The following is a 20,778-nucleotide window of genomic DNA, read 5'->3' on the forward strand; positions in this document are numbered from 1 at the left end:
CTTAGAAAGGTTGAATGGAACATGGAAAATAAAAAATGGTGGAAAGAAACTGTTGTATATCAAATATATCCACGCAGCTTTCAAGATCGAAACGGTGATGGAATCGGAGACTTGGAGGGCATTGTGTCTCGATTGGATTATTTGCAGCAACTCGGCATTGGTGCGATCTGGTTATCACCTGTCTGCAAGTCTCCTCAAGATGATTACGGATATGATATTTCAGATTATCAGGACATCGATCCGATGTTTGGGTCTTTGGAAGATATGGAAACGTTAATTCTTGAAGCCAAGAAACGAGACATTCGGATCATCATGGATTTGGTGTTGAACCATACCTCGGATGAACATCCCTGGTTTCTAGAAGCCAAAAAAGGTAAAGACAATCCTTACCATGACTACTACGTCTGGAGAGATGGTGTTGAAGGAACGCCTCCGAACGACTTGGGGTCTACCTTCAGTGGTTCAGCCTGGGAATGGGTGCCTGAGATCGGGCAATATTATTTGCATCTTTTTTCCGTAAAACAGCCTGATCTCAATTGGGAAAACCCCAAAGTCCGGCAGGAGATATACAACATGATCAATTGGTGGATCGACAAGGGTGTGGGTGGTTTTCGACTTGACGTGATCGACTTAATTGGTAAAGAACCGGATTTGAAAATTACGGGAAACGGACCTAATCTGCATAAATACATCAGGGAACTGAGCAAGGAGACGTTTCAAAAAACAGAAGACCTGCTTACGGTTGGAGAAACATGGGGCGCCACTCCGGAAATCGCCAAACTGTATAGCAACCCAGACGGCAGTGAATTTTCAATGGTATTCCAATTTGAACACATCAGTTTGGATGAACAAGAAGGCAAAGGAAAGTGGGATCTTAAACCTTTGGATGTGATGGCATTAAAAAAAGTGCTGTCCAAGTGGCAAACGGAGCTCAAGGGTGATGCTTGGAACAGTCTGTTCTGGAATAACCATGACTTGCCTCGAATCGTATCACGTTGGGGAAATGATGGAGAATTCAGAGTTGAATCAGCTAAAATGTTGGCTACCCTTCTTCATGGCATGCAAGGTACGCCTTACATATATCAAGGTGAAGAGCTGGGTATGACGAATGTTCAATATGCGATCGAGGATTATCGGGATATTGAATTACTCAACTTTTATAAGGAAAGAATGGGGAAAGGTTATCCTGAACAAAGCGTGATGGAGTCGATCTACGCCAAGGGACGTGATAATGCACGCACACCTATGCAATGGGATACTTCAGATAACGCGGGTTTTACACAAGGGGAACCTTGGATTACGGTGAATCCAAATTATAAGCAGATCCATGCCGAGGAAAGTTTGAATAATCCCGAATCCATATTCCATTATTACCGGAAGTTAATTCAATTACGAAAAGATCATGAAGTCATTGTATATGGTGATTATGAGCTGATCTTTCCAGAGAACCCAGACGTGTTTGCATATACCCGAACGCTGAACGGTACGACAATTCTTGTGGTATGCAATTTCCAGGGATATACGACTGAACTTCCCCTTCAGGAGCAATTGACAGGGTCCCATCGGCTTTTGATAACTAACTATACAGGTGAACTCTCGGAGAGCGAATTACGTCCATATGAAGCCAAGATGTACCTTATCCATGATTAAAGCATAATACGTTATATAATGTTCAGTTCTCAAGAAAGAAGGATTGTATTCAATGAAAAGAGTATGGTGGAAAGAAGCAGTAGCTTATCAAATCTATCCGAGAAGTTTTATGGATTCCAACGGAGATGGGGTTGGTGACATCCAGGGGATCATATCTAAACTGGATTATATTCAAGATCTCGGTATTGATCTGATATGGATCTGTCCGATGTATAAGTCACCTAACGACGATAATGTTTATGACATCAGCGATTACTGTTCCATTATGGATGAATTCGGCACGATGGCGGAATTTGATCAATTACTGTATGAAGTTCATCTTCGCGGCATGAAACTCATTATGGACTTGGTGATCAATCATACAAGTGACGAACACCCGTGGTTTATTGAATCCAGAGCTTCGCTGGATAACCCCAAACGGGATTGGTACATCTGGAGAGATGGGAAGAATGGGGACGAACCGAACAACTGGGAGAGCATCTTTGGCGGTTCTGCTTGGGAATATGATGAAGTCTCCGGACAGTACTATCTCCATCTGTTCTCCAAAAAACAACCGGATTTGAATTGGGCAAATAAAGAAGTTCGGAAATCCATATATGAAATGATGAATTGGTGGCTGGATAAAGGGATTGATGGTTTCCGTGTGGATGCAATCAGCCATATTCACAAAGAAGAGGGCCTCTTGGATATGCCAATCCGAGAAGGCGTCAAATACATCTCCTCTTTTGAAAAGCATATGAATGTGAAGGGAATCCAGAGTTATCTGCAAGAAATGAAAGAGAACACATTATCCAGATATGACGTCGTGACTGTTGGGGAAGCAAATGGAGTTAAGGTAGAGGACCAAGAAGATCTGCTGGATTGGATCTGTGAAGTCAGAGGGAAATTTAATATGGTCTTTCAATTCGAACACCTGGACCTTTGGAAAAACAGTACAGACAGGCAACTGGATGTTCCCAAACTGAAAAACGTCTTGACCAAGTGGCAAAAATCACTGGAAGGCGTCGGCTGGAATGCTTTATTTATTGAAAATCACGATCAGCCTCGCAAAGTTTCATCTTGGGGAAATGATACGGAGTATTGGTATGAAAGTGCCACAGCACTTGGAGCCATGTACTTTTTCATGCAAGGCACACCTTTCATATATCAGGGGCAAGAGATAGGCATGACAAACGTGGCTTACCCATCCATAGCGGATTATAACGACATAGCCGATCGGAATTTATATCAGATCAAACGCGAAGAGGGGATGTCGCATGAGGAGATCATGAACATCATCTGGGCTTCGAGTCGCGATAACTCCAGAACACCGATGCAGTGGTCTTCGGCCAAAGAGGCCGGGTTTACCAGTGGAACACCATGGCTGAAGGTGAATGACAATTACATTAATATTAATGTAGAGAAACAACTCCAGGAACCACGTTCTATTCTTCAATTTTATAAAGAAATGATTCAGCTGCGAAAAGAGCACGATACGCTGACTTATGGGATCTATGAGCTTCATATGCCGGATCATCCGAGTGTATATGCATATACACGTACACTGGCAGATCAACAGGTGCTGGTAGTAATCAATCTTTCTGAACACATGGTGGAGCTTGAGGAAGATGAGCTTGGCCTCAACTTCTCAGAGATCTGGCTTACCAACTATGAGAATGGCTTGCTGCCACTGGTGTTGCGACCGTTTGAAACTATTGTTGGATTAAGCGATATAGTAAAGTAAAGTAGGATACGTAAAAAGAAAAAGGCGCCTATATCATTCAGAAAATGATATAGACGCCTTTTATTGTTGTATAACCACATGAAAATTAGCTGCGAATATTCGTTTTATTGATGGAGAACATCCGCGTATTCGGAAATACGTTCGAAACGTCCCTTGGCAAACGGACATAGAGGTAAAATCTTAATACCGTTTTCCCGCGCGTATTCCACCATAGCTTTGATAAGTTCATCGCCAAGCCCTTGTCCTCGGTAAGCATTTTCTACCAAAGTGTGATCAATTATGTATAGCTCTGGACTCGAGATTACATAGGTCATCACCGCAGCAATGTCACCGTTATCTTGAATAAGGAATCTTTTATTGGCAGGTTCATGTTCTACGTTATGCATGTTCATCCTCTTTCTTTGTTGAATATTCACCGTCCAGAAGCTTATACGTCAATGCTCCGCTTGGACATGTGTCAATATGCCGGGCAATGGCCTCCGAAGTGTCACCATCAGGATCAACCCAAGGACGCTTGCTTAAATCAAAAACAGCAGGAAGGCCCTTTACACAAATACCGGAATGAATGCAAACATCCGAGTTAAACATAACCTCGATATCTTTACCGTAATATAATTTCTCTTTAACCATAATGCATTCACATCTTTCACTGTTGAGTTTGAGTTTGTTTACAGATCGATATCCCAGGCATCCATGGTAAGTCATGTCTGGCAGGCTCTTAATGTTCGAATTATAAATGAGGAATCATTATTAAGTCAACGTGACGAATCTCCTAATTCGTTGGTGGAAGCTGCTGATCAGAACCCTGAGTCCTCCGAAAAATTAACGCTCCAAGAAAGTTACGTTTCCGGCGGCGATTCTAAATTGTCATCTAACAACACCCTTAATGAGATTGGGAAATTATTTAGTGACTTCGATCTGAAATTGATCGGAATATGATTTGAGGTTGCCTGCAAGACCAGCGAGTTCCCCGGAGATGTTCGACAGTTCGTTTGCCGATCGCTGCTGCTCCACAGCACTAGCCGTGACTTCTTCGGCCATGGCTGAAGTTTCCTCGGTTGCGGAAGCAATATAACTGAGATTCTGTTCCAACTCCTGACGAATAGAGTGCATGTCCATCGTCCGGCTGTCTAAACTCTGAGCCAACTCATGCACTTCGGTCGATAAGCGGCTAACCTGTCCAAATGCCTGGAGACAATCAGCGATCTGTTTCTCCTGTTCTTTAACAGCTACCATATTTGCATCAAAATGACTGCCCATCCGATGTATCTCTTGAACAAATGAACCCAGGATCTCATCAATCTCCTGGATCGAACGTTCGGATTGTTGAGCGAGCTGTCCCATTTCCCCAGCAACGACTGCAAAGCCTTTACCCGCTTCTCCAGCTCGGGCAGCTTCAATTGAAGCATTCAGGGATAGAATTTGAGTTTGTTTTAAAATGTTGTGAATTTGACCGCTAATAGAGGAAGCGAGTTCGGATTGAGTCGTCAGAGACCTGGAAATATCCTGTTGATGCTCAACACGCTTGGCATTCTCTCTGCCCTTCTCAAGTAGAACCTCATGTTCACGTGTAACTTGTACTTGAACAGAAGATAGCTGCTCTGAAGTATAAGTAAACTGTTTCACATATGAACCTACTTCATCCATTATTTTGCCCAGATTCTCTGAATGCTGGACGGAGTGTTCTGTCTCTTCAGCCTGTTTCATTGAACCTATGGCAATCTCCTCAATCGCTCTGGAAAGTTCTTCGCTCTGACGCTGGTTTGTCTGAGCGGTTTCCGAAATATCTTTTGATGACTGCTGTAATGTATTTGATCCTTGCTGTATTCCCATCAGAATGTTCGTCAATTGGGCAACCATGATGTTAATCAAATCACTAATGTCACCGAGTTGATCATTGGACATATGTGTGGATACGACTGTAAGATTCCCATCAGCAACCTGCTCGAGACTTGACTTAATATCGCGTACTTGTCTAAGAATACCTCGTACTACGAATAACATCATGACCAAAGAAAGAATCAGTACAACCACAAAAATCGGGATTATGGTCCGATAAGCATTATTCACAGATGTCGCGGAGACTTGACTCACTGCTTCAGCAGAAATATCAATGCCCAGATAGCCAATGACAGTACCTTGCGAATCCTTGATTGGTGTAAAGGAGGACAATAGCTGTCCCCAGGTTGGATCATCTACAATGCCTGTTGTGACGACTTCACCACGTAACAAGCGTTCTTGAATCTGGGGATTGAATTCCATTGCAGTGCCGTAAGGACTATACTCTGTATCATTCCAATCCGCTCCATCCACGGTGTAAATCCACCCGTCCGAAGTTTTGTTATACATATAAACATACAAGGCTCCCGATTGAAGCCTAACTTTAACGAGTTCGTCCCTAAGACTTTTATATTCGTTGCTCTCCTCTGAAGCAGTAGAAGATAATGTCTTAATTAATTCCGACTCCTGACCTAGTTGAGAGGCGGTATTCACAGCCAGCTGCTGATTGTTATGCTGCATGGTCATTAATGATGCATTTTCACTGGAGTCGATGGTGGCCCATATGATTAGACCGCCCATGGCCAGTAGCGGAACCAGAATAATCAAATACAGTTTGAACCTTAAATCCATCTTTTTTTTGCGAGTCTGTCTCACGTACGGTTCCCCCTTGGATGTAATAAAGTAAATATGGTTATTCGTATAACCCCATACTATTTATCGTAATATTGAAGGGGGAAATGAAGACTAACACTAAATTTGTATATACATATACGTAGGAGAATATGATCATTTGTAGTACCAGTGCACTCAACCCGAATGTAGAAGTTACGTCTTGCATCAAGAAACGTTGTCATTAACCAAAAAAAGCTCCACCAGCTTTATGCCAGTGGAACGCTTAATTTTTCTCTAAGACATTCTGTTCAATATACAAATATACTCATGGATGCTCATTGCAGAAACGGTCGATATAATCGGAACATTGCCCAGGTTCATCTTCCATAACGAAATGACCTGCTTTGGGAATGACATGCAGGCAGGCATGGGGAATATCCTGGACAAGCCTCTTTGCATAAGCGAGGGGCTGCCATTCATCTTCTTCCCCCCATAAAATTTGAACGGGAACCTTCAGCTTGGGTAAATCTGTTCCATAGGATTCAGTATATTTTGCATTATAGTGAGCTACCTGATGGGAGAAAAAAGAGGCTTTGCCCAATGAACCTGCATGAGGTTCCAGATATGCATCCAGTGTATCGCCAGTCATAAGCTCTTTATTATACACTGCCATGGGTAATTGTTTCTTTAGCATGGTATCAAAATCAGCACGGGGCATTTGTTCAACCTGTTCAAGCTGTTCTTCAATAATTTTCTTCCAGGTTGGTGAGGGCCACGAATCATAGCTGGGCATGTTGAGTAACGTAAGCGATTGTACACGCTCAGGTTGTTCCTGAGCCAGTTGGAGGCCAACAATTCCACCTAGATCGTGGGCTGCGACATGTAAACGATCCATTCCAAGTTCGTCTAAAAGCTGACTGAACAGCGTATATTGTGCTGCCACAGAAGTATCTGCTTCGAGTGGTCTTTCGGATGCTCCATATCCCAGAAGGTCATGAACGTAGACTTTGTATCCTTTTTGAACCAGAGCGGGTATTACTTTTCTCCATTCATAGCTATAAGAGGGTGTTCCGTGAAGGAGCCATATGGGAGAGCCTTCTCCGTATTGCTCATAAGCGATTCGATATCCATTAATCAAGATGGATGACGTTGCTGCTGTTTGCATAGTGATTACTCCCTTCCATAAACGATTGAGATTAAAAATGAAATGGGCTCTTAATGAGCTACATTGAATATAAACGATTGCTTTCCATTAGTTAAATTGATAGTTTATATGTAAACGATCAGTTTTAATGATGTTAAAAAGAAGGGAGCCAATGATGGAAATACGTCATTTGGTCACATTTATTACAATTGTGGAACACGAGGGATTTACCAAAGCTGCTGAACATCTTGGATACGCGCAATCTACAATTACATTGCATATTAAGGCGTTAGAAGAGGAGATTAACTACCCTTTATTTGATCGAATTGGTAAGCGGGTTATTTTAACGGAGACTGGGAAAAAATTGTTGCCACATGCCCAAAAAATGCTTGACCTGTATCACATGATTAAGGAAGTGACTGCTGCACAAGGGGAATTAACGGGTAATATCGTGATCAGTATTGGGGAAACGTTGTTGATTTATCGTTTTCCACCTATTATTGAGGAATTCAAAAAATTGCATCCTCATGTCAATATCGAGTGGCACCAATTAGATTCCGTATATTATAAAGAGAATTTGATGCAAGGTAAAAGTGATATTTCCTTCATGCTGGGGACAGAGGTGCATGACCCCAATCTGTACAGTGAGAAATTGGCTGAGGAGCCCATGATGCTGCTGTACCCCAATTCATTTGAGCTACAACGGGACATTGTACGAAGCAATTTACTTTTTACCGAAAGAGGTTGCGGTTATCGCACATTGTTTGAACAATGCATTGAAGAGTATCAGATTGGGATTACTTCCAATATTGAATTCTGGAGTATTGAAGCTGTGAAACAGTCGATATTGAGCGGCATGGGCATATCCTTGTTACCTCGAATTACGGTAGAGAAGGAGCTGAAGGAGGAAAAACTTTCAGGTCAGCAGTACAAACAAAATCTAGCTACACAGTTGCTGTATCCCAAAAACAAGTGGATCTCTCCCCAAGTAGAAGCATTTATTGAGATCGTTAGAAAGCATGCCTCCCTCTGGTGAGCTCATTTCAACTGTCCTTTATAGCCTACCACTGAACCGTTGGATTGCTTCCTCGGTCACCGGCGTGAAGAGATTAACCAGATTACCGTCAGGATCGCGAAACAGCACAGCACGATTCCCCCACGGCATTGTGGTAGGTTCCTTTACCCACTCATCGACAAACGGCTTCAAGCGCTCGTATTCGGCATCAACATCGTGGACGTGGAACTCAATAATGACAGTACGATTGTTGGCTGCCACAGCGGAACCAGCGCCAAATAGTTGCACCGTCTGGGAGTGGCCGATCGCTAGAGTGCACGATGGCATAACGAGTTCGGCAAAGACAGGTGCAGGGCGTTCCGCCGAAACACCCGTGATTTTCTCATAGAACTCGACGAGACGATCCACGTCATCAGTAATGATACGCAAAGAAGCAAAATTCACGAGATATCATCCTTCCTATAATAAGTAATACATTTTGGACCAAAAACACTTCGCATTTACTTCTACTCCTTTACAATTGCTTACTCCAACTATACAAATACACTACTGACAACAGTATGTCAGTAGTGTTTTACGAAGAAACCACCGTCCACTAGCCATCATTCTATAGAACGTATTAGAGTTTCAAAGTGAGGGTAAGTGCTAAAAATCGATTGTACTTGGTGGTAAACAGTGTTACTCTAAAAGTCTGTGTTCGACAATATATTTAATATTAGCCACCAATTTAGTTGTAAAGAAAGGTAACACTATGATAAAAGTTGAAAACCTATCCTTCTCATTTCCACAAAAGGAACTATATAAAAACATTTCATTTACGTTTGAAGAGGCACAACATTGTGCTTTTATCGGAACAAGCGGCAGTGGAAAAAGTACATTGATCGATATCCTGATGGATCCGGAACGATATTTGTTCGAGGGCAAGTTAGAGATAGACCCCGATTGCAGAATCGGGTATGTGAGTCAGTTTTTGCAAGTAGATAAAACAAAAGAAATGACCGTTTTTGAATATATCGCAGAAGAATTCATCAAGATACAAGATGAAATTACAGCAATTTATGCGGAGATGGCCACCACATCGGATATGGATTCCCTGATGGAAAAGCTTCAATTGGCTTTGGATGCCTTCGAAGCGATGGATGGGGATAATTTCGAAAAAAACATCAATAAACAATTAAACCTTGCCAACCTCATGAAGCTCAAAGATCTTAGTATATCAGCCGTAAGCGGCGGGGAATTCAAACTTATTCAAGTGATGAAGGAAATGCTGAATCGTCCCGACTTCATGATTATGGACGAACCCGATGTATTTTTAGACTTTGAAAACCTGAACGCGCTAAAAAAATTGATTAACACCCACAAGGGAATGCTGCTGGTCGTTACGCACAACCGGTATCTGTTGAACCATTGTTTCAACAAAATCATACACCTTGAAAACACAGAGCTCCAAGAGTTTGACGGGCGATATATCGATTATAACTTCTCACTGCTTCAGTCTAAGATCGAACTGCAAGAAATCGCAGTTGCTGAAGCTGAGGAGATTGAGAGATACGATCACATCATCGACAATCTTAGAGAGATCGCCACGTATAATTCGGAAGCCTCCAGAGGAAGAGCGTTAAAAGCCAGAGTCAAGTTTCAAGAGAGATTGGAAGCACGTCGAATAAAAGAACCCTTTGTCGATATCAAACAGCCGAATATCCGTTTTGGGATTGATAAGGAAATGGAAGATACCGTTGTGGTTAACGTCAATAACTATAACGTTTCCTTTGACGAGTTGCTTTTGGAAAATGTGAACTTTGAGATCAAATCAACAGATAAAGTAGCCCTGATCGGTCCTAACGGTACCGGGAAAACGACATTACTTCGAGAAATCTTTAAAAACAATCAGGATTCCATTGAAATAAATACCGATGTTAAAGTGGCCTATTTATCTCAGGTTCAAGGCGAAATGTTAAAAGATTCGAATACCATACTAAATGAATTCATTGATTCCGGCTTTCAAACGTATGATGAAATTAGATCATATCTTCCAAACTATGGCTTTGAAGGAGAAATCCTTGATCAAAAGATTGAATCTTTATCTGGTGGAGAAAAAAACATGCTTCAATTGGCTAAAGTTTCTGCCAGTCAAGCCAACGTATTGCTCCTAGATGAACCGACAAGCCATCTGGACATCTATACACAAATCGCATTGGAGAAAGCCATTGAAGACTACAAAGGTGCGATTATCATGATTTCTCATGATTTCTATTCGGTTGTAAATGGTATGGATTATGTTTTGATTATCGAGGACAAAACGATTAGTAAAATGAGTATAGAAGAATTCAGACAGATGATTTATACGAGTCATTTTAATGAAAACTATCTAGAAAATGAACAAAAGAAAAAGTCTGTTGAAATGAAAATTGAATTGGCTTTAAAAGATACTAATTTTGAACTTGCAAAGAGTTTGGTTGATGAGCTAGAAAAGCTGATTAAGTTGCTTTAGACAAGGTGAATATTCCATAAATCTAAATCCCCCTGTATGTGGATTAATCCGCATACAGGGGGATTTACTTCTAGAAACAGCTAAACGAGCTGATTCGCTGCAGATCAATGCCGGTGTATAGCCAGAAGAAGCCATTCCAACGGAAGCCAGCCACCGAATTTCTACCTACAAATACCGGGTACATCCAGAAGCCGGGACCACGATCCGGCCAAATATATGTGTAACGAAACAGGCAGCCGGATATGGCTCTTGGATCTACCGCATATAACGAAGCGGGTTGCTGTGGAATGAATGATGGTGGCGGCCCTGTAGGTGCCTGCACGCCTTGTGGTCCGCCGCCTCCACCCCCGGGGAACGATGGCGGACCAGGAAATCCGCCGGGTCCTCCTGGTCCTCCGGGACCCCCAGGTCCGCCAAACCCTCCACCAGGTCCAAAAGGAGGTAAAAATGTCATATCACATCACTCCTGTTCATTAGTCTAATGTATTGTATGTAGGCAATTGAGCAGGGGAATGGGTGAAAGCCTATAAAAGGCCGCTAATTTGGTCATAAGCTTGTCAGCTAGATAGTAAAAAAGACAACAGAATTTGCCCAAAAGATATTATGTTTTATTAAATCCAACAAGGAAAAGCAAGCGTACCACGTCCTGATTGTACATTGGATACATTTTCACCGTTTATAAATTGGATAAAGACAGAAAGAGACCGCACTATAATAGTTACGGTCTCTTTCTACTTATTTTAAGTATGTTTTTTTATGAAGTGAAGTAATGTTTGTCCTAATGTAGTTAGAATTACGCCCTTACCTTCACATTTTGGACAAGGCACCATTTGGTCCTCCTCATTAACTTGCTTTTCGCCATTACAATGAGGACAAGAAAGTTCTAAATCATCTGTTGATATAACGACCGACACCTTTTAGCACCATCCTGTCATTTAGATTTAATGTGGTGTAAATTCAATTCGCTTTTTTTATAGTAGCTAATGTAGGATTTTTTTCAATATGTGCTGATATAACATGGGTGTAAATATGTTGCAGAAAAATGTCGAATAAAGTGATTGCTAACTAATTTATTGTGTGATATTATGATCCAGTAAACGTTTACATCGATAACGAATTGAATATTAGCAGTGTTTGGCTGTTACTGGTAAAGCAGGCATGACCAAAATGATTTTGCATTTTCCTTATGTGAGTAGGGGAAGGCATATCGTTTTGGTCTTTTTTATATCCAAATTCAGAAATGAGGCATTGGTATGGATTATCGCAAGCTGGGACAAGAGATAACGGAATTGGTTGGGAAGAAGGATAATATCGCTCGGCTTACGCACTGCGCAACTCGACTTCGGTTCGAACTGCACGACATCTCCAAAGCGGAGACAGAAAAACTCAAAGCACTTCCAGGTGTCATTACTGTTGTGAACAATGGTGGACAATACCAGGTCGTTGTGGGCAATGAGGTGCAGCAGGTCTACCGAGTTATCACTCAGCAGATGGGTTCAGCTACCCGAAGTGCGGAATCCAAATCGGATTCTGGCAAAAATAACGGACCAAAACAAAAACAGAGCTGGATCTCCAGATTCATCAGCGTGATCTCAACAACATTTACTCCGGTAATTCCGGCAATCATTGGCGCGGGTATGATCAAAGCCATATTAGCCGTACTTGTGCTGACAGGCCTCGTAACGACGGAAAGCCAAAACTACTATATCCTTAATACCATTGCGGACGCGGCTTTTTATTTCATGCCTATTCTGCTGGCTTATGGAGCTTCCATTAAATTTGAAACTAGTCCCATTCTGGCGATGACAGTTGCCGGCGTGTTGTTACACCCGGGATGGAGCGCCCTGATGGCGGAAGGAAAAGACGTGTTTTTCATCGGTGTGCCAGTTCGACTAACCGATTACGCGGGCTCCGTGTTGCCGATTATTATCGTCGTTTGGCTCATGTCTTATATTGAACGTTTCGCGGATCGGGTATCGCCCTCAATGATCAAATTTTTCACGAAACCAATGATTGTACTATTGATTACAGCACCACTTGCATTGGTGGCGATTGGGCCTTTCGGAACGTACCTGAATGATCTGGTTGCGATGGGTGCAGAAGCGATTAATGCCAGAGCCAGTTGGCTGATCCCTTTGTTAATGGGAACTTTGCAACCATTCCTGATCGTAACAGGTACCGCATGGGCCATGACGCCGATTGCAACTAGCCAACTGACCAAAAATGGATATGAAATGATCAACGGTCCCGGAATGCTCGCGTCCAATATTGCTCAAGGTGGGGCCACCCTTGCTGTAGCATTGAAAACAAAAAACAAAAAACTGAAACAGCTCGCTGCTTCATCCGGTTTCACCGCTGTGCTGGGTATCACGGAACCATCCTTGTACGGTGTAACGCTGAAACTGAAGAAACCCTTAATTGCCGCAATGATCGGTGGTGGTGTAGCAGGGATATACGCTGGTCTGACCGGATTAGTACGTTATGCCTTCGTGTCTCCAGGGCTTGCCGCGTTACCTGCATTCATTGGCAGCAATCCGATGAACATCGTTCATGCCATTGTGACTTGTCTGATCGCTTTTATCGTTACCTTTGCTCTGACATGGATCATTGGTTTTGAAGATCCAGTGGACGATGAAGAAGAAGGAAATACCAACGTTAACGATGACAAGACACTTTCCGGGCAGCCTGTTCAAGACAACAGCCCAAGCACACAGTCTTCTACAATAACAAATGTTAATGTACCGAGCCAAAATGAATTACGCCCACTTACGATCGCCAGCCCGATGCAAGGGGAATTAGTCCATCTAGACCGTGTACCAGACGATGTCTTCTCTTTGGGATTACTGGGTAAGGGTGCTGCCATTATTCCTTCCAAAGGAGAACTGTATGCACCAATCGCAGGTGAAGTTACGGCTTTCATGGACTCCAAACATGCGGTCAAATTAAACGGTTATGATGGAGAAGAGGTGCTCATTCATATTGGAGTGGATACCGTCAACCTAAAGGGGAGACATTTTGACTCTTCCATTAAAGTAGGGGATCGCGTACAACGGGGGGACTTGTTGATCCGCTTTGATATCGATGCCATCAAGGCAGAAGGGTATGAAGTCATAACCCCGATCATTATCGCCAATTCGGAGCGTTTCTCGGATATTAAGCTGGAGAAGCAGAATCCTGTGGAGGTTGGAGCAACCATTATCCACCTTTCGTAACAACCGTAATATGGTCCCGTCATATATCATGATCAACTTTTAAAATGAAGGAGTGCTTGAGATGTTATATCAACAGATCAAACCATTCCCCAATGAATTTCTGTGGGGAGGGTCTACCTCGGCCTATCAAGTGGAGGGAGCCTGGAACAAAGATGGCAAAGGCCTGTCCGTCATCGATATGTGTGATCATCCGGCTGGAACCGCCGATTTCACGGTTGCGAGCGATCACTATCACCGATTCAGAGAAGACGTGAAGCTTTTTGCAGAGCTGGGCCTCAAAGCATATCGTTTTTCAATTGCATGGACTCGAATCTTGCCTTCAGGCACAGGGGCTGTTAATGAGAAGGGACTCGATTTTTATCACCAATTAATTGACGAATTGCTGCTCCATGGTATTGAACCCATTGTGACCATGTACCATTTCGACTTACCCTACGAGCTTGAGAAAACCGGAGGGTGGAACAACCGGGGGACGATCGATGCCTTCGTCGAGTATGGGCGTATCTTGTTTGAACATTACGGGCATAAAGTGAAATATTGGTTGACCATTAATGAGCAAAATACGATGATTCTCCATCCAGGTGCTATTGGTACACCAAAAGGCGGACGTCTGCCTTCCAGTAAGGAACTGTATCAGCAAAATCATCACATGTTTGTAGCTCAAGGCAGAACGATGCGACTATTTCATGATATGCTCCCGCAAGGCAAGATTGGTCCTGCATTAAACATGACTTCCATGTACCAGGCAACTTCCAAACCAGCAGATGCAATCGCTGCACATAACTGGGAGACGATTCGTGGATGGGGTTTTCTCGACTTATCGGTGTGGGGACAGTATAATCCATTATTCTGGAGTTATTTACAGGAACGCGGCATCGAGCCGGTTATTGAGCAGGGTGACATGGAAGATATCCGGTCTGGCCGCCCCGATCTGGTAGCAATCAACTACTACTCGACGGCAACCATTGCCGCCAGTATGGGCGATGCGTCGGATGTTACAGCTCGTGCAGGGGATCAGCAAATTATGCTTGGTGAGCAGGGAGTATACCGGGCGGCGGAGAATCCTTATACCGAAAAAACAAAATATGGTTGGGTCATCGACCCGGTTGGCCTAAGGCTGACATTGCGTAAGGTATGTGAACGGTATGGTCTCCCTATTCTAATTACGGAAAATGGCATTGGAGCCCCGGATGTACTTGAGGCAGATAACACCATTAACGATACGTACCGGATTGATTTTATCGAGAAACATCTGGAACAGATCAGACTGGCTCTAACAGATGGAGTAGATGTGATTGGTTATTGCCCTTGGTCCGTTATTGACGTGGTAAGCACACATCAGGGGTATGGGAAACGTTATGGAATGATCTATGTAAACCGCGGTGAACAGGATCTGAAAGACTTGAAGCGTTTGAAGAAGAAAAGCTTCTCGTGGTATCAAGAGGTCATTAAACAGAATGGCAGATGTATCGGAAATTCGGATCAGACGGTCACGAAAGAATAAAGGATCGTGATGAATGCATGAGAGTAATCAAAATATTAAATAACAGCTTGCTTCTGACCAAAGATGAACAGGGACAAGAGATGATTGTCATGGGAAAAGGGTTGGCATTCAAAGGCAAAGTCGGCGAGCGACTCGATGAAGAGCATATCCAGAAACGATTCATTCTGCAAAATAATCCGTCTGCCCAGGCTTACGTACGAACCATCGAAAACATGCCAGAAAAACATGTGAATGTCATAAACAAACTGATTACCAATGCAAAAGAAAAGCTGTCTCTTGACGATCAAATCTTCTTTACGCTTATGGATCACTTGTCATTTGCCATTGAACGATGGAAAAAAGGTGTAGCATTACAGAATCGCATGTTATGGGAGATCCAGAGGTTTCATCCTGTCGAGTTCGAACTGGGGGTTGAAGCTGTTCATATGTTGAATCTAGAATTGGATATTGAACTACCGGAAGAAGAAGCAGGGAATATCGCTTTTCATTTCGTGAATGCCCAAACACATGAGCAGAATATGGAGCGCACGATGCAATCCGTTAAGATGTTAAAAGATATTTTTAACCTGATACAATACACCTTTGATATGCAATTGAACAAAAACTCCATCCATTATGTGAGACTTGTCACACATTTGCAATTCTTCATCCAGCGTTTACAAGAAGGACGTCTGGGCAATTCGGCGAAAGATTTTATATTTCAGCACATGGTGAAGGAGCATCCGCTTGAATACAAATGCGCGGAGATGATTAAAACCTACGTGCAGAATATGCTGGATATCTCCATATCAAACGAGGAATTATTATATTTGATGATTCACATAGCTCGAATTGTGCAGGAGGATCAGGGTCACGAGGGACGATTATAAAACAAAGTTTATATGCCTGTTAGTGAACAGAAAAAAGATACTTTCTAACGATGACCGTTTTCTCGTATTTTATCGGGAAACGGTCTTTTATTTTTGCAAATATGTAGCGGTTTTTTGATATCCCTTGCGAACGAACTCCAGCTTCCTAAACCCACATAAGATTACCAAGTGATAACATTTTATTGTAATTATTGTAAATTTGTTATATGTAAGCGCTGTCTAAAGAGCTATAATCTATTTATCTGGATGTTAATCCGTTCAGAAATACTTAGACCAAATTAAGAGGAGGAATTGTATGAAACGGTTAGGCCAATGGAATATAACGGCCTTGGTTCTTGTGCTGGTACTCGCCATGCTTCCATTTACGAATGTCTCACATGCAGCCAAAGCAGTTACGGAAGTGGAGGGAGGTCATTTGAGCACAAACTTTGAAGACGGTACACTTCAGGGATGGACTCCACGTGTCGGTAGCGAAAGGCTGACAGTGACACAGCAGGAAGCACACGAAGGTCAGTCCAGCATGCTGGTCGCCAACCGTGAGCGTTCCTATCATGGACCGATGTTATCCATGAAGGATCTGCTTAAGCGTAACCAAGAGTACGAAATTGCGGCATATGTAAGACTTACTCAGGAGCCCACCACGGATCAAACACTACAGCTCACCACATATAAAAAAACAACTTCCGAAAGCTGGAACCCAATCGGTAGCGTGAAAATTGCCAAAACAGAATGGAATACATGGCACAAGATCACCGGAAAATTTCAGTATAGCGATGATCCCACTGAATTGAATTTGTTCATCGAAACACCCTACATCTCTGAAGATAGCGTAGATACGTTATCGTTCTATGTGGATGATGTATCATTTACTCTGGCCGAGCAACTGGAGATTGAAGAAGGTATTCTGTCTCTGAAGGACCTGTATCAAGATGATTTCCCCATTGGTGCAGCGGTGTATCGCTGGCAGTTGGAAGGCGCATACGGACAACTGCTCACAAAGCACTTTAACAGCTTGACCGCAACCTATGAGATGAAACCGAAGTACATGTCTCCTTCCGAAGGTGTTTATGAGTTCGAGGCAGCCGATCAATATGTTCAGTTCGCCGAGGAGCATGGTATGGGCGTACGCGCACATGCGTTGTTGTGGCATATTGATGCAGCAGAGTGGATGTTCAAGGATCCTCAGGGTAACCCTGCGAGTCGAGAATTACTACTTGCCCGGATTCAGGATTACGTTGAAACCGTCATGACCCGATACAAAGGTAAGATCTATGCCTGGGATGTGGTAAACGAGGCGATTGCGGATAGCAATGGTGATGCCAACGGTTTACGTAAAAGTCCCTTTTATGAACTAATTGGTCCGGATTATATTGAGAAAACCTATGAATTCGCTCGTGCAGCCGATCCGAATGCCAAATTATATTACAACGAATACTTCACGGAAATCCCTGAGAAAAGAGAGCATATGTATCAGTTGGTCAAACGACTGAAAGAGAAAGGGCTCATCGATGGTGTGGGTTTGCAATCCCACTATAACCTGGAATCCCCGCCCATCAAGGAAATTGAAAAAACGATCAGCATGTTCGCCGAACTTGGATTGGATATTCAGATCACGGAACTGGATGTGGATAGCGGAATTCCATTTGGTGAAGAGATGTCCGATGAAGTTGCAGTAAAGCAGGCGTATCGATATAAGGAACTGTTGGATTTGTACAAAAAACACAAAGACCACATTTCTTCAGTTACCTTATGGGGACTCCAAGATGAGAAGTCTTACAACAACCAGGCTATGCTGTTTGATTCAGCCCTTAAGGCCAAAAAAGCATACTGGGGACTTGTGGATGAATCCAGCTTGCCTGTGTTGACACAGAGAGCCGTCTCACTTTCGGGTAAACCGGATATCAAAAAACAGTCACAAGATCCGCTCTGGAACAAAGCGGTGTCTACTCCACTGAAGGGTGACTCTGCGGGATCAGCCAGTTTCCGCACCTTATGGGATCATAGTAACCTGTATATCCTCGTGGATGTTCAGGATGCGAAGGCAGATGTGAATGACAAAGTAGATATCTTTGTTGATCTCAATAATGGCAAGACCACTTCATATGAAGTAGATGACCGACATGTAATCATTAAGCGGTCGGGCAAAGCTGAGGGCGTGGAGAAGCGTTCATATCGTGTACGCGAGACCAAAGCCGGATATCAGGTTGAATTGTCCATTCCGTGGGGTGGTATCCAAGTCGGATCAGAATATGAAGCCGGATTGGATATCCGTGTGACTGATGGCGGTTCAAGTGGGACACAACCTTATAATCCACTGTACTGGAATGATCGAACACAATCTCAGGAACAGGATACAAGCAAATACGGCGTGATTCAGCTTGCCCCTATGCCCAAATCTGCACAAGCTGTACAAGGGATTGTTCAGATTGATGGGAAGAAAGACACATCATGGAATAAGGCTGCACCGATTGAAGTAAACCGGTTGAACCAAAGCGAAGGTGCAGAGGCAGTGGCTCGCGCAATGTGGTCAGGTGAATATCTATACCTGCTGATCGACGTCACTGATCCAAACATCATCACAGATAGCATCAACCCATGGGATCAGGATTCGGTTGAGATTTTCCTGGACGAGAATCACCAGCGCACACCGTATTTTCAATATGATGATGCCCAGTTCAGAATCAGTGCAGACAATGTAGGAACCTTTGCAGGGGGTGCCTCACCTGGACGCCTTGTAAGTGCTGTGAAGAAAACAAATAAAGGATATCTCGTAGAAGCCCGAATCCAGTTACATTCACTGACGCCCAAAACAGGAAATGTTCTCGGTTTCGAGCTTCAAATTAACGACAACCAGGGCGGAGGTAAGCAGAGCGTAGCCAAGTGGAATGATACGACCAATGAGAGCTGGAGAAACACTTCCCAGTACGGAATACTCACTTTTGTCGGAAAGAACAAACTCGGACATTAAACCATCGGCAGTAGTTGCAAGAATAGAAAACATCATAACAGTGGCTAAAACTCAACCATTGTTGTGATGGTTTTCATCGTTTACATACGTCACCAAAGGTGATGAGGGGCGATACAATCTGCCTTGACTATATTTAACAGCCCTTGATATACTAAATGGATGTTATTTTTTCTTTTATGGGAATAAGAAAGTAATCAACTACATACAACCGTTTGCGAGGGAGCCTTAACCGGCTGAGAGGGTGTTAAACCGACCTTACCTGACTTGGATAATGCCAACGTAGGGATGCAACGATGAAACACTGTACTTGGGTAGCTCATGCGAACCCCCTTGTTTTAGTGTATTTGTCTGCGAAACATCCTATGGATGTTTCGTTTTTTTGTTTTTAATACGTACATTATGAATTGGAGGAACACATGTTGACTATTTCAGAGAGACTATATCAGGCAGCACAGCCCGTGTGGAAGGAATGTCTCGAGCATCCCTTTGTTAAAGGAATCGGAGATGGTTCCTTACCGGTTGAACAATTTCGTTATTATTTGCTGCAAGACTACTTGTACCTGTTCGATTATGCCCGTGTATTTGCACTAGGTATCGTCAAGTCGCACGACCCCAAATTGATGCAGTTTTTTAGTAAAAACGTAGATAACATCCTGAATGGTGAAATGAAAATTCATCGTTCTTATATGGAGCGATTAGGAATTACAGAGGATCATGTGTTCCAGGTAAAACCTGCACTGAAAAATGCAGCCTATACTAACTATATGCTCTCTATTTCCCATGCGGGTGGCATAGCAGAAGTACTTGTATCCATTCTGGCCTGCTCATGGAGCTATGCGGAGATTGGTCAAGTCCTTGCTCAAAAGCCAGGTGCAGCTGATCATCCTTTTTATGGAGAGTGGATCACAGGATATGCTTCCTCTGAATACAACAGCAACAATCAATCCCTAGTGACGTTAACGGATAAGCTATTAGAAGGCTGTAGCGAGGGAACGTACCAACGGATGGAAGATATTTTCGTGATGTGCAGTCGCTTTGAGCTTGATTTTTGGGAGATGTCATGGAGGTTGGAGCCTTGAGTTCACTAATAGTTAATTCAATTAGCGAGCAGCGTCCATAAACAGTCTCAGGATGAAAAATAAGTAGATTTAAGTAAAGGAACGCTTGTATATGCGTGTTTCGTGACGATGCCAAAAAAAGGGCGGAGTGTATCCGCCTTTTTTATTGTTGAAATTCTTGACACAGGAACATTTTGTTCACTGAAGTCTCTAGCTAAAATCAAAAAGGGTGTCAGGACGGAATGTTCATAGCAGTCTGAATATTTTTCAGATCGAGCTGAATTTGCTCTGCAATATGGTAAGGGTGGTATAAGCCATGCTGCACCATGTAATTTGATATCTTTTCATGAGAGTCTATGGCTTCATCGAGCTGTTTCATCAAAATTTGTTTGATTTCGGGGGTGGCACATTCGGTCACAGCCATGGCGTAGTTTCTGACACCGCTCTTGGCGTTCATCAAAAAATCCATTGCGATCACGTCATCGGTCAGCGTATTAAGACCAGTCATGTGTTCTAATATTGGGTTCATTT

At 43.0% G+C, this 20,778-nt stretch carries 17 protein-coding genes and 1 riboswitch; of the genes, 9 read left to right on the forward strand and 8 right to left on the reverse strand.

Annotated elements, in window-relative coordinates:
* The first annotated feature begins 21 nt into the window (after positions 1 to 21).
* Both NST38_RS16105 and NST38_RS16110 read left to right on the forward strand, forming a co-directional pair.
* A complete protein-coding gene (locus tag NST38_RS16105; RefSeq protein ID WP_076253176.1) occupies positions 22 to 1,650 on the forward strand; it encodes a glycoside hydrolase family 13 protein in 1,629 nt (542 codons plus the stop codon).
* Between the two features lie 52 nt (positions 1,651 to 1,702).
* The gene (locus NST38_RS16110) at positions 1,703 to 3,373 is read left to right on the forward strand and encodes a glycoside hydrolase family 13 protein (protein WP_076253177.1); all 1,671 of its coding nucleotides are present in this window, start codon (positions 1,703 to 1,705) and stop codon (positions 3,371 to 3,373) included.
* Positions 3,374 to 3,477: 104 nt separating this feature from the next.
* Here NST38_RS16110 and NST38_RS16115 read toward each other — a convergent pair whose 3' ends face one another.
* From NST38_RS16115 to NST38_RS16130, 4 genes are all read right to left on the reverse strand, one after another.
* A complete protein-coding gene (locus NST38_RS16115; RefSeq protein ID WP_036615433.1) occupies positions 3,478 to 3,759 on the reverse strand; it encodes a GNAT family N-acetyltransferase in 282 nt (93 codons plus the stop codon).
* A complete protein-coding gene (locus NST38_RS16120) occupies positions 3,752 to 4,003 on the reverse strand; it encodes a (4Fe-4S)-binding protein (protein WP_036616061.1) in 252 nt (83 codons plus the stop codon). The genes NST38_RS16115 and NST38_RS16120 overlap by 8 nt, the downstream gene beginning before the upstream one ends.
* A gap of 270 nt (positions 4,004 to 4,273) precedes the next feature.
* A complete protein-coding gene (locus tag NST38_RS16125) occupies positions 4,274 to 6,028 on the reverse strand; it encodes a methyl-accepting chemotaxis protein (RefSeq protein ID WP_076253178.1) in 1,755 nt (584 codons plus the stop codon).
* Between the two features lie 283 nt (positions 6,029 to 6,311).
* On the reverse strand, positions 6,312 to 7,151 hold the full coding sequence (locus tag NST38_RS16130) for an alpha/beta fold hydrolase (protein WP_076253179.1): 840 nt from the start codon (positions 7,149 to 7,151) through the stop codon (positions 6,312 to 6,314).
* Positions 7,152 to 7,302: 151 nt separating this feature from the next.
* On the opposite strand from NST38_RS16130, the gene NST38_RS16135 reads away from it, so the two are divergent.
* Entirely contained in the window at positions 7,303 to 8,166 is an 864-nt protein-coding gene (locus tag NST38_RS16135; protein WP_083684771.1) for a LysR family transcriptional regulator, read from the forward strand.
* 18 nt (positions 8,167 to 8,184) lie between these two features.
* On the opposite strand, the gene NST38_RS16140 is transcribed toward NST38_RS16135, so the two are convergent.
* Complete coding sequence (locus tag NST38_RS16140) at positions 8,185 to 8,589, reverse strand: VOC family protein (RefSeq protein WP_076253181.1); 405 nt, start codon at positions 8,587 to 8,589, stop codon at positions 8,185 to 8,187.
* A gap of 307 nt (positions 8,590 to 8,896) precedes the next feature.
* On the opposite strand from NST38_RS16140, the gene NST38_RS16145 reads away from it, so the two are divergent.
* Positions 8,897 to 10,636, forward strand: a complete 1,740-nt coding sequence (locus NST38_RS16145; RefSeq protein WP_076253182.1) for an ABC-F family ATP-binding cassette domain-containing protein — start codon at positions 8,897 to 8,899, stop codon at positions 10,634 to 10,636.
* Between the two features lie 70 nt (positions 10,637 to 10,706).
* Here the strand turns inward: NST38_RS16145 and NST38_RS16150 are convergent, their stop codons facing one another.
* Together NST38_RS16150 and NST38_RS16155 are read right to left on the reverse strand one after the other, a co-directional pair.
* Entirely contained in the window at positions 10,707 to 11,090 is a 384-nt protein-coding gene (locus NST38_RS16150; protein ID WP_047843165.1) for a hypothetical protein, read from the reverse strand.
* Between the two features lie 286 nt (positions 11,091 to 11,376).
* A complete protein-coding gene (locus NST38_RS16155; protein WP_076253183.1) occupies positions 11,377 to 11,550 on the reverse strand; it encodes a tryptophan RNA-binding attenuation protein in 174 nt (57 codons plus the stop codon).
* 339 nt (positions 11,551 to 11,889) lie between these two features.
* On the opposite strand from NST38_RS16155, the gene NST38_RS16160 reads away from it, so the two are divergent.
* The 5 genes from NST38_RS16160 to tenA all read left to right on the forward strand — a co-directional run bounded on the left by NST38_RS16160 (position 11,890) and on the right by tenA (position 20,268).
* Complete coding sequence (locus NST38_RS16160) at positions 11,890 to 13,848, forward strand: beta-glucoside-specific PTS transporter subunit IIABC (protein WP_076253184.1); 1,959 nt, start codon at positions 11,890 to 11,892, stop codon at positions 13,846 to 13,848.
* A gap of 61 nt (positions 13,849 to 13,909) precedes the next feature.
* The gene (locus NST38_RS16165) at positions 13,910 to 15,352 is read left to right on the forward strand and encodes a glycoside hydrolase family 1 protein (RefSeq protein ID WP_076253185.1); all 1,443 of its coding nucleotides are present in this window, start codon (positions 13,910 to 13,912) and stop codon (positions 15,350 to 15,352) included.
* Between the two features lie 17 nt (positions 15,353 to 15,369).
* On the forward strand, positions 15,370 to 16,221 hold the full coding sequence (locus NST38_RS16170) for a PRD domain-containing protein (RefSeq protein ID WP_076253218.1): 852 nt from the start codon (positions 15,370 to 15,372) through the stop codon (positions 16,219 to 16,221).
* Between the two features lie 295 nt (positions 16,222 to 16,516).
* Entirely contained in the window at positions 16,517 to 19,189 is a 2,673-nt protein-coding gene (locus NST38_RS16175; protein WP_076253186.1) for an endo-1,4-beta-xylanase, read from the forward strand.
* A gap of 206 nt (positions 19,190 to 19,395) precedes the next feature.
* Positions 19,396 to 19,493: riboswitch (TPP riboswitch) on the forward strand.
* A gap of 112 nt (positions 19,494 to 19,605) precedes the next feature.
* A complete protein-coding gene (tenA, locus tag NST38_RS16180; protein WP_076253187.1) occupies positions 19,606 to 20,268 on the forward strand; it encodes a thiaminase II in 663 nt (220 codons plus the stop codon).
* Positions 20,269 to 20,479: 211 nt separating this feature from the next.
* On the opposite strand, the gene NST38_RS16185 is transcribed toward tenA, so the two are convergent.
* The gene (locus NST38_RS16185) at positions 20,480 to 20,776 is read right to left on the reverse strand and encodes a spore coat protein (protein ID WP_036615415.1); all 297 of its coding nucleotides are present in this window, start codon (positions 20,774 to 20,776) and stop codon (positions 20,480 to 20,482) included.
* Positions 20,777 to 20,778 lie beyond the last annotated feature (2 nt).

The sequence above is a fragment of the Paenibacillus sp. FSL H8-0104 genome (assembly GCF_038050215.1).
Taxonomy (GTDB): Bacteria; Bacillota; Bacilli; order Paenibacillales; family Paenibacillaceae; genus Paenibacillus; species Paenibacillus amylolyticus.

What these genes read in the sequence shown, in the direction of transcription:
- NST38_RS16135 (WP_083684771.1), top strand. Translation starts at nt 7,303, where the DNA reads ATGATGGAAATACGTCATTTGGTCACATTTATTACAATTGTGGAACAC.
- NST38_RS16105 (WP_076253176.1), top strand. Translation starts at nt 22, where the DNA reads ATGGAAAATAAAAAATGGTGGAAAGAAACTGTTGTATATCAAATATAT.
- tenA (WP_076253187.1), top strand. Translation starts at nt 19,606, where the DNA reads ATGTTGACTATTTCAGAGAGACTATATCAGGCAGCACAGCCCGTGTGG.
- NST38_RS16170 (WP_076253218.1), top strand. Translation starts at nt 15,370, where the DNA reads ATGAGAGTAATCAAAATATTAAATAACAGCTTGCTTCTGACCAAAGAT.
- NST38_RS16110 (WP_076253177.1), top strand. Translation starts at nt 1,703, where the DNA reads ATGAAAAGAGTATGGTGGAAAGAAGCAGTAGCTTATCAAATCTATCCG.
- NST38_RS16150 (WP_047843165.1), bottom strand. Translation starts at nt 11,090, where the DNA reads ATGACATTTTTACCTCCTTTTGGACCTGGTGGAGGGTTTGGCGGACCT.
- NST38_RS16175 (WP_076253186.1), top strand. Translation starts at nt 16,517, where the DNA reads ATGAAACGGTTAGGCCAATGGAATATAACGGCCTTGGTTCTTGTGCTG.
- NST38_RS16160 (WP_076253184.1), top strand. Translation starts at nt 11,890, where the DNA reads ATGGATTATCGCAAGCTGGGACAAGAGATAACGGAATTGGTTGGGAAG.
- NST38_RS16120 (WP_036616061.1), bottom strand. Translation starts at nt 4,003, where the DNA reads ATGGTTAAAGAGAAATTATATTACGGTAAAGATATCGAGGTTATGTTT.
- NST38_RS16185 (WP_036615415.1), bottom strand. Translation starts at nt 20,776, where the DNA reads ATGAACCCAATATTAGAACACATGACTGGTCTTAATACGCTGACCGAT.
- NST38_RS16115 (WP_036615433.1), bottom strand. Translation starts at nt 3,759, where the DNA reads ATGCATAACGTAGAACATGAACCTGCCAATAAAAGATTCCTTATTCAA.
- NST38_RS16145 (WP_076253182.1), top strand. Translation starts at nt 8,897, where the DNA reads ATGATAAAAGTTGAAAACCTATCCTTCTCATTTCCACAAAAGGAACTA.
- NST38_RS16130 (WP_076253179.1), bottom strand. Translation starts at nt 7,151, where the DNA reads ATGCAAACAGCAGCAACGTCATCCATCTTGATTAATGGATATCGAATC.
- NST38_RS16165 (WP_076253185.1), top strand. Translation starts at nt 13,910, where the DNA reads ATGTTATATCAACAGATCAAACCATTCCCCAATGAATTTCTGTGGGGA.